Here is a 17734-nt window from a genome sequence, read left to right as displayed (position 1 = left end):
ATTTATAACCTTAAAAGGTTACAATAAGAGTATCAAAAAGTGGCCCAAAGGAATGTATAAAAATGGTAAAAAAACAAGAATATAAGTCAACCATTAAGTCTAGACCATTTCTTTTTTTGGAAACAAAAAAGGCTTCGTCCCTTTTATTACAAGGATTAAAAGAGTTTGAGGTAAAAGAAAAAGCGGTTGTCGAAAATATCTTTCAAGTAAATACAGAATCCAGAAAAAAAGAACTTGCATCAATTATTTTAGCTCGGTTAAAAGTATTATGATGAGTTTTTAATTCAGAAAATTTTGTATTGAAGAAATTCTTGTTTTTTTGAAATCCAAGCTGAGGCATTAAACAGATTGGATACTTTTTTACGAACAGTAGATTTTAATGTAGGATACCGCCTAAAAAGTGAACAATCCTTATTATTAAAATGGAATATTTATACAGCGACTCGTGGCAAGACGGGAATGATTGGTACTTATAAATTAGAAACAGAAGTTGTAAGTGGAACTGGTAAGTTTGAAAAAACGGGATTAAATTCAGATCGTGATGCAAAGGAAAGTATTGATACAGCTTTTCGATTTTTTAAAGCAAATCATAAAAATATGAGTGGAACTATTAGTACGACGACAAAAGATTATTTAATGCATATTCAAGATATTCATGGCGTCGGTTTAACAGGTGAACTATCACTTGCAGCATTTATTGCGTTATGTTCTGGTGCGTTAAGTAAACCGGTGCAAAATCAAATGGTTGTATTAGGATCTATTAGTATCAGTGGTACGATTAATAAAGTAGAAGAATTAGCGAATGTACTGCAAGTTTGTTTTGATTCAGGAGCGAAGAAAATACTTTTACCAATGGCATCAGCTGTTGATATTCCAAGCGTGCCACCTGAGTTGTTTGCTAAGTTTCAGATTGCATTTTATCAGAGTGCGGAGGATTCTGTGTTTAAGGCTTTAGGATTTGAATAAAGACATAAAATAGCAGTCACAATATGTAGAATGTGACTGCTATTTTATTAAATGTTTAGGAGAATGACTGTATATGAAGAAGTCAAAAGCAGAACGAAAAAGGGATTTAGAAATTGTAAATTTATATCATAAAAAATTAACAGAAGAAGAGCTTGAAAAACTTTCAGTGAAATTTATAGAATGGAAAGAAGGGAAGTTACCGTATTGTGAGTTAACTGAACATATTCATGAGTGTCATAAAAAGAATCAAATCATTTGGACAAGATTTCATAATATGAACGATGAATTTCTCATCTTTCAAGCTAAAAAAGAGTTAAACTTATTTAGTGAGCGAGACATGGAAAAAGAACAATATAAAAGATGGAATACTTTTTGAAAGGAATAACTCCGTGAAAAATAAAAGGAATTTTTGCTAGACATAATGAGGGACAATGAAAGGACTAAAATAAACATGCAATTAATCCAATGTACAAAAAAACTAGCAGATATGATGGAATTAAAAACAGAGAAAGTAGATCAAAGGGAAAGTAACAACTTACATAGTTGGCACGCGAATTTATTTACAATCAATCGTAAGAAATGTGTAATCGTGATGAATAATGTGACGCGGTACCATTTCATCATTTATGGAGTAACGAAAAAGGATTTACGAAATTTTGAGGCGTTATTTCAAAAGAACTTAGTAACAAACTTGTTATCAGATGGAGTCGAACCAGAAGTAATTGAACATTATGTAAAGAGTAGCTCACCGATGCAATATGCAGCAACAAATAATCGCAGTATTCTTTCGCAAATGAATGATGCGGTCTTTATGGTGGACCATTACTTCTACGCTGAATTAGTAGAGAAACAGAAGCCTTTTATTAATATTGAAAAGCTCAATCAAAATTTAAATAAAACTGTAATGTTGAAAATACCGAAGTATCCTGCTGATATGATGAGAGATGCTCTTAATCAACATTTGATTATGTCAAAGAACGAATAGAGGAGAAAAGGCATGAGAGATCAGTTACGGAAAATTATTGATAACATGTCAGAAGAAGAAGTGAAATCACTGTTACGCCTTGTTTTACTGCAACTTGAGCTTGTAGCGGAACATCGGGATGAAGAAATGATTCATATGGTAGCAGAAATACCAAAACAATTAATAGAATCACAAAAGCCTACATTACACATAAAAGACAGCGAACATGTACATATTGCATTTGGTGATTCGTCGGCAAGTTGCTTAAAGCACACGTTAAAAAAGGAAGGGTTTCATCAAGATTATGTCATTTCATTATCGGATATTTTTTCAGTCGGGCCAATTTTTCACTTAGATGATCGAAAAGGACAAGTTGCTAGGCAAGAATGGTTATCTAGCAATTTAAGCACAGGTGATTTCTATTTTGAGGAAGAGTATTTACCGCGCTTTCTTTCTTCATTAGAAGAGATGCGCTCTATTTCAAAAGATACATCAGTTACAATTTGGAAAGCAGATAATGCTCATGAACATGTAGGGCTTTGCTTTGCACTTGCTATGTTAAAAGATAAGAAAAATATTAGAATAATTAACGCTTCAGAAGCGCAGAAAGAGTTATTGAATAAAGAGTATGATATATGTGGAACTGGTGAACTAGCCCCAGAAGATATAGCGGTCATTCTTGAACAATATAAAGAAAAGGAATGTTTAAAAGAAGAAGCTCGAGCAGATTTAACAAAGGAATGGAACGCTTTATCTACTAATACAGCACTCTTACGCATTTGGAAAGATGGTACAGTTCATTCTGTAGTAGAAGATTATTTTGATGAATATATAGTTCGATGTGCAAAAGAAATAGGAGCAGACAAAGGTTTTTCTAAAGCCGCTCACGTAATTGGAGAAGTGCTTGGCCGTGTAGAACAGTTAGTCGGGGATGTTTTTCTTGAATATCGCTTACAAACATTAATAAAACAAAATATTTTTCAAGCCAAAGGTTCCTTAAAAGCAATGCGCTATTATAGTGTGAAATTAAATAGATAAAAGGATGAGAGCTTTATTTTTGAAGGATATGTTTTCAAAAGTAAGGCTTTTTTTAGTTTTAAAAAATGAATTTGGGCGGTATATAAGCTACCTTTAGGTAACCTATGGCATATGAATGTTGAAAGAAACATAGATAAAGGAGGTAACATTTCATATGTATAACTACCCGAATTATCCAGGTATAGGTTATGATCAAACTATGTATTCGCAGTACCAAGGCTATGGTGAAGAGGCTATGGAACCGAGAGAGAGTGATTATGAAGAGTACCGACCTGATGATGCGGAAGATGCGCCGACGTCACCACCTCCGTCACAAGCACCTTCCGTACCTTCGACATTCGCATCACCTGTACAAAGCAGTAATATTAGATCATGGGTGTGTAATTGTTTAGGAAGGTGGGGATACTTACGATTGCATCGTCCTGGCCCTTTTGGAAGAGATTTATGGTTTTTCCCAACTGAAGTAAGAAGAGGTGGGGTATCCGGTTATACGTGGCAAGCTGGACGTCGCCGGAAAGTAAGCTATCGATACCAACAAATTAGTAATTTTATGTGTTTTGCTTAGAAAAAATCAAAGAGGAGAATATTCTTCTCTTTGATTTTTATTTTTCAAGTTTCAAAGTAATATATTGACAAAAAACATAATTTTCATTCTTTTGATGGGTTATAATTCATATGTTGGAGTGATTTTTATAAAACATGAGAGTGAGGGAATGCGATGTCTGTAAAAAACAAAGTTGGCCGAAATATTAAGGATGGAATTAAGTTAGCTTCTCCTGAATTTAAAGAATATGCGTATGAAATCTATAAGGAATCACGTAAATTACAACCGATTTTGTTCGTATATAAAGGGGAGTTAGGTACAGAGTGGCTTATTACAAGATATGAAGATGCATTGTCTTTATTAAAAGATTCGCGGTTAAAGAAAAATCCAGAAAATATTTTTTTTCAAGAAAAATTAAAATCATTATTTTCGATTGAAAATAGTGATTATTTAACAAAACATATGTTAAATGCAGATCCGCCTGATCATAACCGTTTGCGAGCACTTGTTCAAAAAACGTTTACTCCTAAAATGATTTCGCAATTACATAATCGCATTCAACATATTGCGGACACTTTATTAGATCATGTTGAACAGAAGCGTTCCTTTCATTTTATTCGTGATTTTTCATTCCCATTACCAATCATAGTCATTAGTGAAATGCTCGGCATTCCAAAAGAAGATCAAGCAAAATTCCGCATATGGTCTCATGCGGTTATCGATTCACCTGAAATACCAGAAGAAAAAATAGAGAATGAAGAAAAACTTTCTGAGTTTATTACGTATTTACAATACTTAGTTGATTTAAAACGAAAAGAGCCAAAAGAAGACTTAATTAGCAGATTAATACAAGCTGAAAGTGAAGGCGGTCAATTGAGTGCGGCAGAGCTTTATTCCATGATTATGCTGCTTATTGTAGCTGGGCATGAAACAACGGTAAATTTAATGACGAATACAGTGTTAGCATTATTAGAGAATCCAGATCAACTGCAGTTATTAAAGGAAAGACCAGAACTTATTGATTCAGCAATTGAAGAAGGCTTACGTTACTATTCTCCAGTTGAGGTTACAACAGCACGCTGGGCAGCTGAACCTTTTCACATACATGACAAAGTGATTCAAAAGGGGGATATGGTGACGATTTCTTTAGCCTCTGCAAATCGGGATGAAACCGTTTTTGTAAATCCAGATGTATTTAATATTACAAGGGAAAATAATCGCCATATTGCTTTTGGGCATGGAGGGCATTTTTGTTTAGGAGCACCATTGGCTAGATTAGAAGCAAAAATCGCAATTGCTACATTGTTAAAACGGATGCCTCGATTACGAATAAAAGGAAAGAGAGAAGACATAAAATGGGAAGGTAATTATTTAATGCGTTCTTTAAAGGAATTACCATTAACTTTCTAGAATATAGGTATGTGAGACACGCATACATCATATTTCACTTACATAGAGTATGTATGTGTAAATCAAAATTAAAACGGAAGGGTGAAGACATCCCAATGATCAACTAATTCTATTTGTTAGGAAATCTTCGTTAAAAAACGAAATCTTCTTCTGAATAGGATTAGTATGTACATTTTTGTATAAGAGGGATGTGATTCGCACTGCGAATGTACGGTCTTTTTCATATGATTTGTACTGCCTCTTATTCAGAACGAAAATAGGGGGCTTTTTTATGTCAGTAAGTGCAGAAACAAATCCAAAAGTTGGCATGTCGCAAGTATTAAAAAATCGATTTGTGCAAGGAATTCTTATCTCGGCACTATGTTTACAAATCGGGATATGGGTTCGGAATTTTGCGGTATTACTATATGTCATGGAAATGACAAAAGGAAATGCGTTTGCAATTTCTATGATTTCAGTTGCGGAGTTTGCACCTATTTTTATTTTTTCATTTATTGGAGGAACATTTGCAGATCGGTGGAAACCACGAAAAACGATGATTTGGTGCGAAGCTTTAAGCTCTTTATCTGTATTTGCAGTCCTTCTCACACTCATGTTTGGCACATGGAAAGTCGTTTTCTTCGTTACTTTAATCTCAGCGATTCTTTCGCAATTTTCTCAGCCTTCTGGTATGAAATTATTCAAGCAACATTTATCAGCAGAAGAGATACAATTAGCCATGTCGTTATATCAAACGACTTTTGCGATATTTATGATACTCGGACCTATACTTGGCACTTTTGTTTTTCAAAGCTTTGGTATTTATATTTCAATTGTCGTAACAGGAGTTGCTTTTTTACTTGCGGCTATTGTTTTATTGTTTTTGCCAAAAGATGTGGAGATGCATGCGGAAAAGAAGCAAGTGAGTTTACTGCAAGAAATGGCAGATGGTATTAAGTATGTGTTAGGTAAGAAAGCATTAACGTTACTGGGTATTTGTTTTATGGCTGCAGGATTAGGGATTGGTCTTATTCAACCATTAGGAATCTTTATCGTGACAGAGCAACTTGGTTTATCTAAGGAAAGTTTACAATGGTTATTGACGGTAAACGGAGCCGGTATGATCATTGGAGGTGCCTTAGCAATGATATTTGCCAAAAACGTTGCGCCGCAAAAGATGTTAATGATCGGGTTGCTTGCACAAGCAATCGGCATCGGGGTAATTGGATTCTCTACAAACTTATGGATTACACTTACGGCACAGTTGTTTAGTGGTCTCGCTCTTCCTTGTATTCAAATTGGCATTAATACACTTATCATTCAAAACTCTGATACAGACTTTATTGGACGTGTAAATGGAATCTTAAGTCCACTATTTACAGGATCAATGGTATTAACGATGAGTATAGCGGGTTCGTTAAAAGAAATGTTTTCACTTAGTATGCTTTATGAAGGAACAGCGGTATTATTTATCGTTGGGTTATTTGTGATTTTACCAATTTATCATTTAAAACCTGCCGTAAGGGCTGAAAATCAACCAGCGAAAGAAGGAAGTGCTATCCAACAAGAATCATAATTCTAACAAAAAGTAGAAGTATCAGACCTCATAAATTTGTTAATGATAAAAGCATAAGGAGGTGTGATACTGATGGCACAAGATGTTTTATGCGAAGTAAACAACTGTAAATATTGGGGCAACGGTAACAAATGTAATGCCGATGCAATTTATGTAGTAAGTCATAAAGGAAAGCAAGCCTCGAAAACAGAAGAAACGGATTGTAAAACTTTCACACCAGAAGCTTAATTTTTTTCGGGTAACCATATGGCGGTTACCCTTTTCTTAATTATATTATTGATAATAAATTTCATTTTCATTCATTGTTTCTTATTTTTCTTTTCGTTCATGCTACTTTTTTATTCATGAAATCATCTTCCATGAGTGCTAAAATAAAAATCCCAAAAACAAGGTCAGGAGAAACTCTCTTTGTTTTTTATGTTTCTCAATTGTAAAGAAATGGTTTCTCTCGTACGATGAAAGTATAGCTAAATCAAATCGTGTAAAGGAGGATATTAATGTTAACGTGTCGAAAAAGCGAGCTCTTTCAACAGTTTATTCATAATGTAACAGCCAGCATTGAAAATAGTAAAAATGAAGAAACGATAGTTTGTACAATTGAGAAACTTTTAGAAAAACTTTTAGAGACAAAAGCATGGCTCCCGTTAGAAAAACAGAAAGCAAATAGAAATCAATATGCGCGTCATTTATTATATAAAGATCCATTAGATCGTTTTGAAGTGCTTGCGCTTGTATGGAGAGACGGACAAGCAACACCATTACATGATCATGATGGTACTTGGGGAGTAGAAGGAGTTTTTTCTGGACGAATTAAGGTGAAAAATTTTTTAAAAATTAAGCAATTAGAAGAATCAATTTTTCAATTGAAATATTTAGGTCATTTATATTTAGGGGAAGGGAAAACGGATAAAATCATTCCTCCAGCTGATTGTCATATCCTTGAAATCGAGCCGAATGAACAAGTTATTACCATCCATATTTATGGAAAGAAACTGGAGAAATTTAAAGTATTTATACCAACTGAAAGAAAAGATATATATAGGTGTAAGATGAAGTATATTCAATATAGCTCATAACAGTTGTAAGGAATTTAACCCAAAAATGAAAACGCTATCTTTTAAGGGGGGAGATGGCGTTTTTATTTTGAATTGATATTGAAATATTTCTTGACCTGAAACGCTTTTCATAAATTATAACTGAGAGGTAGTTACTGCGTTAGATATGGAAACGATATCTCCCTATCTTTTCGCTGATTCCTAGAAAGTGGTGAAGAAATAATGAAACTTATTGCGATTGATTTAGATGGAACGCTTCTTTCGAAAAATAAAATGATTAGTAAAGAAAATGCAGAAGCGATTCGAAAATGTCAAGAAGAAGGGCATGTTGTAGCTATTTGTACCGGACGTTCTATCGTTGACATTGAACGACTGTTACAAGAAGTAAACTTACAATGCCCAATTATCGCAGAAAATGGTGCAGTTATTTATAAAGATAAAACAATGTTGAAAAGATACGCTATACAAAATGAACACGCACTTGACATTGTAGAATATTTGGAGGAGCAAGGTATGTATTATCAATTATATACGGATAAAGGTGTATACGTACCAAAGTATGGTGAAGAAAATATACGTAAAGAAATGGAAGTGATTCGGAATCTAGATATAAACATTAGTGAAGAAGAGGTGGAAAACATTGCAGCACTTTACCTTGAACATACAGCGTTTCATAGTATAGAGAGTTGTAAGTCGATTATAAATAAAGAATTATATGTGCATAAATTTTTACCTTTCTCTTATGATCAACAGAAATTAAAAAGGTTAAAAGAAAAGTTCCAGCATAACAGCGAGTTAATTATTTCTGCTTCTTATTGGCATAATTTAGAGATTAATCACTGTGATGCTCAAAAGGGAAATGGATTATATACTTTAGCGGAATATTTTAATATTCCATTTGAAAACACAGTAGCCATTGGTGATGGACTAAATGATGTTTCCATGATGCAAAAAGCCAACGTATCCATTGCAATGGGGAATGCTGTTAATGAGTTAAAAGCAATGTGTCACTATGAAACATTAACAAATGAAGAGCACGGTGTTGCACATGCTTTATACCATTATGTAATAGCATAAAAGGATCATAATTGGAACAAAAAAGAATCCGAATTCGGATTCTTTTTTGTTTTTTATTAGGGGTAAGGTATTCTATGAGACTTATAGAATCCTTATGACAAATATTATATAGAATATTTTGGAATTGTTGTATATATTTTGGGGATTCTTTGTGGAAAATTTGTGAATTTTACATTCACTTCATTAGTAGTTTGGATATTCTTATTAAAAAATAAAAATTTATTTGAATAATTACACTTCTGCTCTATACCTGAACGGCTATTATCCGTATAATGAAGAAGCATGCGTTAAAAATTGGTATTAAATTTACATATAGAGGTGAAAAAGGAATGAGTGCTCGGCTAATGGAACTCATTGATGTGAACACAATAAAAATAATGGCGGAACAGTTTTATAAATTAACAAATATGGCACACCAACTTCTTGATGCTGAAAGAGAATGTATTTTTTCATTCGGTATAGATCAAGAAATAGATTATAGATTGACTACGATTGAAATTCCCATTTTTTTAGACGAGCAATATTTAGGGGCTTTTATTGCTTGTCCTATAAAAAAGGATATGGTTTATTGTCAAAAATATTTCGAAACACTTTCCAGTCTTATTGTAAATCATGCGAGAACTCAACTTCAAAACCAAAATCAAAATTTACAATTGCTTGCAAAGGAGAAAGAACAATTATATACCATTTTACAAAATATGCCTGTTATGGTTGATGCTCTTGACCTTGATGGTGAATTTATTTTATGGAATCGTGAATGCGAGAGTGTAACGGGTTACACAGCAGAAGAAATGATCGGGAATCCAAAAGCTCTTGAATTATTATATCCAGATGCAAACTATCGTCGACAAATCCAAGAAAAGTTTGCCGTTTACGGAAGAGATTTTCGAGATTGGGAAATGAACTTAACTTGTAAAAATGGCGAGCAGAAAACCATTATGTGGTCTAATATATCCAATCGCTTTCCGGTTTCTGGATTTAGTTACTGGGCTGTTGGGGTCGATATTACCCATTTAAAAAAGATCGAAGCCCAGTTAAAAGAACAGACATCCGAATTGGAGCTCATTTTTCAAGCGCTACCAGATTTATGCTTTTTAACAGAAGCTGATGGAACGATTATAGATTATAAAGCCGGTTCACCTACGAAATTTTATGTACCAGCAGAAGATTTTATGGGGAAAAAGTTTTATGAAGTTTTGCCATCTCCTGTGGCACAACAGTTCCAAGAAGCTATCGATCAGGTGCAGAAAACAGAATCGATGGTTATTGTAGAGTATTCCCTTTCTTTGAAAGGAAGCATAAGCTTTTTTGAAGCTAGATGTTTTCTACTATTGAAAGATAGAATTATGATTATTGTTCGTGATATTACTGAAAGAAAAAAAACAGAAGAGTTATTAAATAAATCAGATACGCTTGCAGCAATTGGACAATTAGCTGCAGGAGTAGCACATGAGGTTCGAAATCCATTAACGGTAATTAAGGGGTTTATTCAGCTCTTTCAAATAAATAAAGAAGATCAAGGGAAATACTTTGACCTTATGCTTTCAGAGATTGAACGAATTGAGTCTATTCTTCACGAATTTTTATCAATCGCTAAAACAGATATAATTCCTACAGAAAAGAAAAATCTTTATTCTATCATGAAAAATGTTGTTTCACTAATTAATACAAAAGCAATTATGACAAATATTCAAATTGAAATTATATCGGAATCAAAAGAATTAGTAATTGAGTGCTGTGAAAATCAATTAAAACAAGTATTTATTAACATTTTACAGAATTCAATCGAGGCGATGCCAGATGGTGGTAAAATCTTTATTCATATGAAAACGAATAGAATAAATGAAGTGATAATTGATTTAGTAGACGAGGGAATTGGTATACCGGAAGAACGTATTAAAAGGTTAGGAGAACCATTCTATAGTACAAAAGAAAAAGGCACTGGAATTGGTTTAATGTTAAGCTATAAAATTATTGAACAACATCAAGGAAGAATTAGTATTATGAGTAAAGTTGGCGTTGGAACATCTGTTACGATTTATTTACCAATGTTCCAACAAGAGAAATCTCTTTCTGACAATGAACGTCCCGTTACTATAGCGAATTCATAATTAACAAATGCAACAATATCAAGTTATTTTTAAAAATATATAATCACTCTAACCGTTTATGATTTTTAAGAATGGATTAGGGTGATTTTTTATTTGCTTGTCATAAAGTTCCCGAAATCACATTGTCATGCATATGAGAGGACGATGTGATTTTTTATCATCAATGTTCCGAATTTTAGAACATGTTTTTATACAAGAAATGATATTAATTATTATTCTCTTTCTTGCTAGAATACATAATAAAGTTAGGGGGTGTTTTACATAAAAGTTATTTTTTTCTATTTATTAAAAATGATAAACAAAATAGGAGGTTTATATATTTGGAGAATCATATTTTTTTCTTTGACTAGGAAACATATCAGCACAAAATAAATAGTTGGTATATTATATCTATTTATTTTTATGTAAAGTACTAAAGTTATTTTTATAAAGGAGATGTCTATAATGAAAATACCTTGTTTTGTAATGCGTGGAGGAACATCAAAAGGATTATTTTTTTTAGATAAACACTTACCTTCAAATAAGCGATTGAGGAATGAGGTAATTTTAAAAGTGTTAGGAGCTGGAAATGCTCGCGGCGTTGATGGAATGGGGTCACTAGATCCTTTATCCAATAAAATTGCTATTATTCGTAAATCAACTGATCCAGGAATCGATATTGACTATTTATTCTTGCAGGCAGATTTAAAGAAAATGGTATTAGATGATAGTGTAAACTGCGGTAATATTATTTCAGCTGTGGCACCCTATGCAATTGAAAGTGGTGTAATAAAGGCCGAATCTGGTGAAATGACAGTTACCATTAGAAATGTAAATACAAATGCTATCGTGGAGTCGAAGATTCTTACTGAAAATGGAAATGCACTGTATAGTGGAGATGTGAAAATTGATGGTGTTCCAGGAACTGGCGCCCCAATTCGACTGAACTTTATGAATTCAGTTGGATCTGTTACAGGAAAGCTTTTTCCTACAGGATCCAAGATGGATGTGATTGAAGGCATCAATGTGTCTTGTATAGATGTTTCAGTCCCTTTAATTATTATTCAAGCGACTGAACTTGGTATTGAGGGAGATGAAAGCCCTGAATTACTGAATTCTAATACAATGTTTTTAAATAAAATTGATATGATTCGAAAAAAAGTAGCTACACTTGCGAATTTAGGGAATGTGTCTAATAAAGTAATTCCTAAAATAGCAATTGTCTCAAGACCTAGAAAGTCCGGTACGATAACATCACGATATTTTATTCCACATCAATGTCATAGTACACATGCTGTAACAGGATCGCTGGCGCTTTCTGCGGCAATAAAGATTAATGGAACAACTGCTAATCATATTGTAAAGAAGAGTGGTTCATATAAAGTGGAAGAATCGAATCCAATAATTATTGAACATCCAGCAGGTCAAATTCAAACAGAGTCAATTGTAGTGGAATCAAATGGAAAGTATTCTATTAAACAATCTAGTATTACTCGTACTGCGCGGTTAATTTTAAAAGGAGAATTGGTATTATCATAAATGATAATCATTCCAAAACAAAAGTTTCACATAAAAATGTAGCGTTGGAAAGAAGCAAACAAGCGGAAGGCTGATTTGTGAAAAGAAGAAAGAGTATGAAAGTTCATTTTATGCATCTACTCTCATGCTTTAGACACTGTCTTTGGGGTATGCCTACAAGACCGAGAAATCAAAAAGAATATTTCTCGGTCTATCTATTTACTAGATTGGAGGTTCTTTATTAGTGGACAATATGAAGAAAGCATCATTTTATATGATTCTTTCAGGTTTCAGTTTTTCGCTGTCTGGTTTTTTCGCAGAACATGCTATTTTTTCTGGAGATTTCTTTTTAACTTTAACAGCAAGATTTTTTATTCCGTTTCTTTTCTTAATTCCTTTTATTGTGAATCGGATACAAAGAAAAGCGTTTTGGTTGAATAGTTATAAGCAATTACCGCGAGCGTTTTCCATTACTCTTTCTCAAGCGTTATTTTTTCTATGTGCAGCTAATAGTTCCCTGTTTATAGCTATGGTTTTATATAATACAGGACCTATTTTTATTTGTCTCTTTACACTCTTCTCCAAAACAAAACGTGCGACAAGAATGGAAATGATAGCCTCAATTTTTGGATTTTTAGGAGTGTTTCTTATATTGAAAACAGGTGGGATTGATTTTAAATCTCTATTTTATTTAGGAATAGGTGTACTTTCTGGAATTTCGCTAGCTTTTTCGCAAATATTCTTACATAGAAGTGCACAAACTGATGATAATCTTTCTATCATGACTTACACTTATTTATATGGTAGTATTTTATCTGCATTTTTATCAATCTGTTTTACGAAGACGAATTACGAAGAAGTATTGATATCGAGCCCAATTGTACTATTATTTTTGATTTTAATGGCAGCAGGTAGTATCGGAAATCAATGGTTCAGAGGAATAGCATATAAATTAACACCACGAATATCAAAGTTATCTACACTTTTATATTTGAATATTTTGTTTTCCTTATTTTTAGACGTATTATTTAATGATAGTATTCCATCTTTTATTCAGTTTGCAGGTGCACTATTTGTTATAGCGAGTGCTGTCGTACCTATTTTGATACGTTCTGATAAGAAACAAATGGAACAAAAACAAGTAGCAAATGGGTAAATCTTTAAGTACATGAAGAATAATATTTTTATTTTTCATGTACTTATTTTAAAAACAAAAATAATTCTTCCATATGAAATGAGATGAGAAGATAGTATATTGCGAATCATTGACATGTTCCATATACGCATGAAAGATGTTACCCCGCAAATTGCACAGCAGTTTCTGCATGTAGATAAGCTGTATCAAACACGGGAATAGGGAGATCTTTTTGCGAGAGCAGTAAAGGAATTTCTGTACATCCTAATAAAATACCTTCAGCTCCGTTTCCAATTAGTGTCGTTGCAATTTGTAACAATATTTCTTTTGATTGCGGTGAAAGGATCCCTTTACTTAACTCATTTAAAATAATATGATGGATCAAGTTTCGTTCATCTTTATGAGGAATCATTGTTTCAATCCCATAATTAGCTAACCTTGCTTTATAAAAATCTTTTTCCATTGTTTGCTTTGTTCCGAGAAGACCGATGCGCTTAATCTGCTGTTTCACAATTTTTTCTGCACTTACATCACCTATATGGAGGAGAGGGATAGATACAGCTTTTTCTACTTCATCTGCAAATTGATGAACAGTATTGGAACACATGAGTATACAGTCAGCGCCGGAGCTTTCCACTTTCTTCGCTACATCAATTAATTCATGTTTCACTTCCTCATATTGATGATTTTGCAATAATGTTGTGATTTCCCCAAAATCCATGCTGTATAAAACGAGTTTTGCATTTTGATTATATTGGGTAAGTGCAAGCGTATTGATATGTTTATAATATAAAGATGTTGACTCCCAACTTAACCCACCGATTAACCCAATTGTTTTCATAATCTATTCCCCCGTTACAGTAGTTTTAATTCATTATTCCATAATTCCGATAAGAATACAATGGTTTAAAAATTCTTTTCTAAATTATAATTGGTGAGCTAGGCCAATGGCTTTAGTAGTATGAAATTTTTGATAAGACTTGTGCAAAAAACTTACAAAATTTAGTGTTAAAACGGAACCTACAGTTGTGATAGTCGGTCTAGTTTTTTTCTGCCTATTTAAAGGAAAAGAGGGGGTTGCCATTAGCCTAATTTAGAAGAAAGTTTTCGTTTATTTCAATGAGACACGCTCAAAACATGGATAAAAACATACTGTATAATACGAACCCGTTAAAATAATCAACTACCTATTAGTTTTGAAACCAAAAGGAGGAAAAAATATGAGTTACGGTGGTTCTTGTGGTTTTGGTGGAGGATTCGCTTTATTAGTTGTATTATTCATTTTATTGATTATTGTTGGATGCAGCTGCTGGGGCGGAGGATATTAATTTTTAATGCAATTTCACAAATATGTGTAAAAGAAAAAACTATGTAACGTATTCGTATGAGTACAAACAAAAAAGGAGCCCAGTAGCTCCTTTTTGTTATATTTTATGAAAGATTGTAACGAAATAGGGAGGTTACCATACAGAGCACCATGCTTCATAAAACGCTTTTACCGATGTATAGCGTTTATTCCTATCGCTTTCTACGGCGCGATAGGCTACATCATATAAAGGTTTTCCAGCCTCCCATTTTGCAAACGATCGATTCAAGCCACCACCTAAAAGAAAGAAGGCCATTGCCCCCATGTTAAATACATTTGTTTTCCCATCAATTTGTGCGCCTAATTCAAATTCTTCAGGTGACATAAATCGTGAAGAGCCCCACATTCTTCCCATGAAATTTACATAAGGTTGTTGCGCATAAAGATCAATATCACAAATTTTAGTTGTATTGGTTGTAAAATCATATAAAATGCTTCCATCATAGAAATCAATAGCGACATAGTTTCTTTGTTCAACATGTACATGAAAATTAAAAATACAATCTATAGAAGTAAGACGCTTTTCAATCGGTAACTGCTTATAACGTTCAAAAGAAGAAGCGAGGTTAAGTTGATTTTGTAATTTGGGTCTTAGTGATTCTCCGTGAAACCATTCAAAAATAGCGACATATCCATTGTTTACTTCAAAATGATCTTTTAATGGAATGAGATGGCGATGTTTGAGTTCTTGATAAAGGGAAACAGCTTGTTTTAAACATAGAACCGCATCGTTAGGATTTCCTTCGTAATTCATCGGTTTCGCACCAGCGAATTTAACAAACGATTTCAAGCCATCTTGTTCTATACCAAAAGATAGATTTCCGGAGTCTTGCTTATCAAATACAGCAAACACTTTTCCTAGTTTTGTCAGCCACTCAAAATCTTGATGCTCTTTTAATTGAAACGTAACATGATCTAAATGAATTGTAACTGGTAGTTCTTTCATTGCTCACCTCTTATTTTATATAATCAAATTAAAATATTCGATAAGTATAATAGATTTCCTGTTTATATTTTTGGTGGATCAACAAACAATAAAATAAGAGATTCGTTCAAAATATTAAATGGATAGGTATATGATAGTACGCCACATACAATAAAACACGTCTGCAAATGGTGACGGTATAGAGTTTCAGCCTCATGGCGCCAAAAACCTTGTTTCGGAATCAATTAAATATAAATCTGTTGAATTAGAGAATTTTCATGCGAAAGCAAAAATAATAACATGACATAAATTTTTCATATGAAGAATACATCTTCTTTTTAAAGCGCTACACTTCATTAAAAATATGAAAGGACTGATCATTTTGAAAAGTACAAAGCTACTAAAAATAGGGATGTGTGTTGGAATGGTAAGTTTAAGTCTTGCAAATGAAAAACTCCTTATAGATGAACCATTGCAAGTAAAAGCAAAGGTTACAATGAATGTTTTTAAGTAATAATTAGAATTCTATATATGAAAGATGACTTATAAGACTGTTTTTAACAGTATTTTTAGAGTCTTTATTCAGTTTGATCGTTATAAGTACTGTATGAATGGCATATGATGGTGCTTTTAAGTGCATGGAGGTATCAAATGCAAGAAACATAGGTCTGTGGTAAAATAAATAGTACTGAAGTGGGGATTGACGAAAGGATATATTTATGTGAAAAACGAAAAGAAAGTGAACTTGAAATTTGGAATTTTTAAAAAGGATATTGTATTTACGATATCATTCTTATTAGCAATCGGAAGCTGTTTATTCCATGCACCAAAACTAGAATATATTAATTTTAAAGTATTAGTCAGTCTATTTAATCTTATGCTCGTAGTTAAGGCTCTGGACGATCTGAAACTATTAGATAAGTTCGCCATTGCTATATTGAGTAAATGTCATAATAGTAAAAGTGTTTCAACAATCCTAATTTTATTATGCTTTTTTAGTTCTATGCTTGTAACGAATGATGTGGCATTAATAACATTTGTACCATTAACACTTATAATCAGTAAGATGATACAAACTTCTATGTTGGATACTATTATACTAGAGACAATTGCGGCTAACATCGGGAGTAGCTTAACTCCTATGGGAAATCCTCAAAATCTTTTTATATTTACTAACTACGGAATCAGGCCTATACAATTTTTTACAACAACCCTTCTATTAGTGGTTCTTGGAATTGTTCTGTTATTATTTCTCAATCAAAGATTGAAAAGCCAACCATTGGAAATGGAACTTCCGTCTATTTCGATAAAAAATAAAAAAGAGGCAACAGTATGGGGAATCCTATTTTGTATCATATCTGCATCCATATTAGGATTTTTAAGCTACAAACTTGCGTTTATTATCGCATTGGGAACCGCATGTATACTTGATATAAAATTATTGAAGAAAATTGATTATTTACTGCTTTTTACTTTTATATGTTTTTTTATATTTATAGGAAACGTATCGGAATTAAGAGTGGTTCAAACATTTGCAAGTGAGACTCTCAAAAGTCCCACATCTATCTTTTTCAGTTCGATCATTTTAAGCCAACTGGTAAGCAATGTACCAGCTGCAATCTTTTTATCGAAATTCTCCGTAAATTGGCAGCCTTTATTAGTAGGGGTCAATTTAGGAGGACTCGGTACAATTGTTGCGTCCCTCGCAAGTGTGATTTCATTTAAACTTTTTATTAAGAGAAATCCACAAAAAAGTAAAAAGTACCTTATAAGGTTTAGTATTTATAACTTTTCAATTTTAGCTCTTTTAACCCTTGTTTATTATATTATGATGAAAAATCATATTTTCTTTTAAAAGGTCTTTATAAACGAGAATAATAGCATTCTCGTAACAAGTGATTTCCTTCTATTAGATGATACGAAAAGAAAAGTATTTGTAACGAAATAAAGAATGAGGGCTATCAGCATCACTTCAAGATTGAGAGAGAAGAATTATATGAATACAAGCAAGAATACGAAGAAAAATTAGCAATTAAATTCTACGAAGAGAATTAACATAATACAGCAAGCCAATATTTTTATTTTAACAGT

At 32.9% G+C, this 17734-nt stretch carries 17 protein-coding genes and 1 pseudogene; 16 read left to right on the top strand and 2 right to left on the bottom strand.

Annotation, left to right across the window (positions count from 1 at the left end; all coding sequences use genetic code 11):
- The first annotated feature begins 62 nt into the window (after positions 1-62).
- The 14 genes and pseudogenes from MR056_RS03260 to MR056_RS03195 all read left to right on the top strand — a co-directional run bounded on the left by MR056_RS03260 (position 63) and on the right by MR056_RS03195 (position 13373).
- Positions 63-272: a BrxA family protein gene (locus MR056_RS03260; RefSeq protein WP_048723008.1), complete on the top strand. Its 210-nt coding sequence runs from the start codon at positions 63-65 to the stop codon at positions 270-272.
- Positions 273-426: 154 nt separating this feature from the next.
- Positions 427-966 (top strand): annotated as a pseudogene (locus tag MR056_RS03255) (S16 family serine protease); the annotation flags it as partial.
- A gap of 73 nt (positions 967-1039) precedes the next feature.
- Entirely contained in the window at positions 1040-1342 is a 303-nt protein-coding gene (locus MR056_RS03250) for a hypothetical protein (RefSeq protein ID WP_048723004.1), read from the top strand.
- A 75-nt stretch (positions 1343-1417) separates the two neighbouring features.
- Entirely contained in the window at positions 1418-1951 is a 534-nt protein-coding gene (locus tag MR056_RS03245; protein ID WP_012094369.1) for a DUF6933 domain-containing protein, read from the top strand.
- A gap of 12 nt (positions 1952-1963) precedes the next feature.
- Positions 1964-2968 carry a DUF1835 domain-containing protein gene (locus MR056_RS03240; protein ID WP_048723002.1) on the top strand — a complete coding sequence of 335 codons (1005 nt, stop codon included), beginning with the start codon at positions 1964-1966 and terminating at the stop codon, positions 2966-2968.
- A 154-nt stretch (positions 2969-3122) separates the two neighbouring features.
- Positions 3123-3533: a hypothetical protein gene (locus MR056_RS03235; protein WP_012094367.1), complete on the top strand. Its 411-nt coding sequence runs from the start codon at positions 3123-3125 to the stop codon at positions 3531-3533.
- Positions 3534-3686: 153 nt separating this feature from the next.
- On the top strand, positions 3687-4922 hold the full coding sequence (locus tag MR056_RS03230) for a cytochrome P450 family protein (protein WP_048723001.1): 1236 nt from the start codon (positions 3687-3689) through the stop codon (positions 4920-4922).
- A 271-nt stretch (positions 4923-5193) separates the two neighbouring features.
- Entirely contained in the window at positions 5194-6477 is a 1284-nt protein-coding gene (locus MR056_RS03225; RefSeq protein ID WP_012094365.1) for an MFS transporter, read from the top strand.
- A 72-nt stretch (positions 6478-6549) separates the two neighbouring features.
- Positions 6550-6705 carry a DUF1540 domain-containing protein gene (locus MR056_RS03220; RefSeq protein ID WP_012094364.1) on the top strand — a complete coding sequence of 52 codons (156 nt, stop codon included), beginning with the start codon at positions 6550-6552 and terminating at the stop codon, positions 6703-6705.
- A gap of 269 nt (positions 6706-6974) precedes the next feature.
- A complete protein-coding gene (locus MR056_RS03215) occupies positions 6975-7553 on the top strand; it encodes a cysteine dioxygenase family protein (RefSeq protein ID WP_012094363.1) in 579 nt (192 codons plus the stop codon).
- Positions 7554-7754: 201 nt separating this feature from the next.
- Positions 7755-8609, top strand: a complete 855-nt coding sequence (locus tag MR056_RS03210; RefSeq protein ID WP_012094362.1) for a Cof-type HAD-IIB family hydrolase — start codon at positions 7755-7757, stop codon at positions 8607-8609.
- 329 nt (positions 8610-8938) lie between these two features.
- The gene (locus tag MR056_RS03205; RefSeq protein ID WP_087094963.1) at positions 8939-10720 is read left to right on the top strand and encodes a PAS domain-containing sensor histidine kinase; all 1782 of its coding nucleotides are present in this window, start codon (positions 8939-8941) and stop codon (positions 10718-10720) included.
- 444 nt (positions 10721-11164) lie between these two features.
- Positions 11165-12238 carry a PrpF domain-containing protein gene (locus tag MR056_RS03200; RefSeq protein WP_087098741.1) on the top strand — a complete coding sequence of 358 codons (1074 nt, stop codon included), beginning with the start codon at positions 11165-11167 and terminating at the stop codon, positions 12236-12238.
- Between the two features lie 232 nt (positions 12239-12470).
- Positions 12471-13373: a DMT family transporter gene (locus tag MR056_RS03195; protein ID WP_219339309.1), complete on the top strand. Its 903-nt coding sequence runs from the start codon at positions 12471-12473 to the stop codon at positions 13371-13373.
- A 139-nt stretch (positions 13374-13512) separates the two neighbouring features.
- Here MR056_RS03195 and MR056_RS03190 read toward each other — a convergent pair whose 3' ends face one another.
- Positions 13513-14193: an aspartate/glutamate racemase family protein gene (locus tag MR056_RS03190; protein WP_012094358.1), complete on the bottom strand. Its 681-nt coding sequence runs from the start codon at positions 14191-14193 to the stop codon at positions 13513-13515.
- Positions 14194-14572: 379 nt separating this feature from the next.
- Here MR056_RS03190 and MR056_RS03185 point away from each other — a divergent pair, with 379 nt between their 5' ends.
- Complete coding sequence (locus tag MR056_RS03185) at positions 14573-14680, top strand: YjcZ family sporulation protein (protein WP_000120182.1); 108 nt, start codon at positions 14573-14575, stop codon at positions 14678-14680.
- Positions 14681-14812: 132 nt separating this feature from the next.
- On the opposite strand, the gene MR056_RS03180 is transcribed toward MR056_RS03185, so the two are convergent.
- Positions 14813-15664, bottom strand: a complete 852-nt coding sequence (locus MR056_RS03180; RefSeq protein WP_087098739.1) for a protein kinase family protein — start codon at positions 15662-15664, stop codon at positions 14813-14815.
- A gap of 700 nt (positions 15665-16364) precedes the next feature.
- Here MR056_RS03180 and MR056_RS03175 point away from each other — a divergent pair.
- Positions 16365-17498, top strand: a complete 1134-nt coding sequence (locus tag MR056_RS03175) for an SLC13 family permease (RefSeq protein WP_087098737.1) — start codon at positions 16365-16367, stop codon at positions 17496-17498.
- Positions 17499-17734 lie beyond the last annotated feature (236 nt).

Origin of the sequence: Bacillus cereus group sp. BfR-BA-01360 (assembly GCF_022663595.1) — a bacterium.
GTDB lineage: Bacteria > Bacillota > Bacilli > Bacillales > Bacillaceae_G > Bacillus_A > Bacillus_A cytotoxicus.
This window is presented reverse-complemented; position numbering and strand designations above follow the sequence as displayed.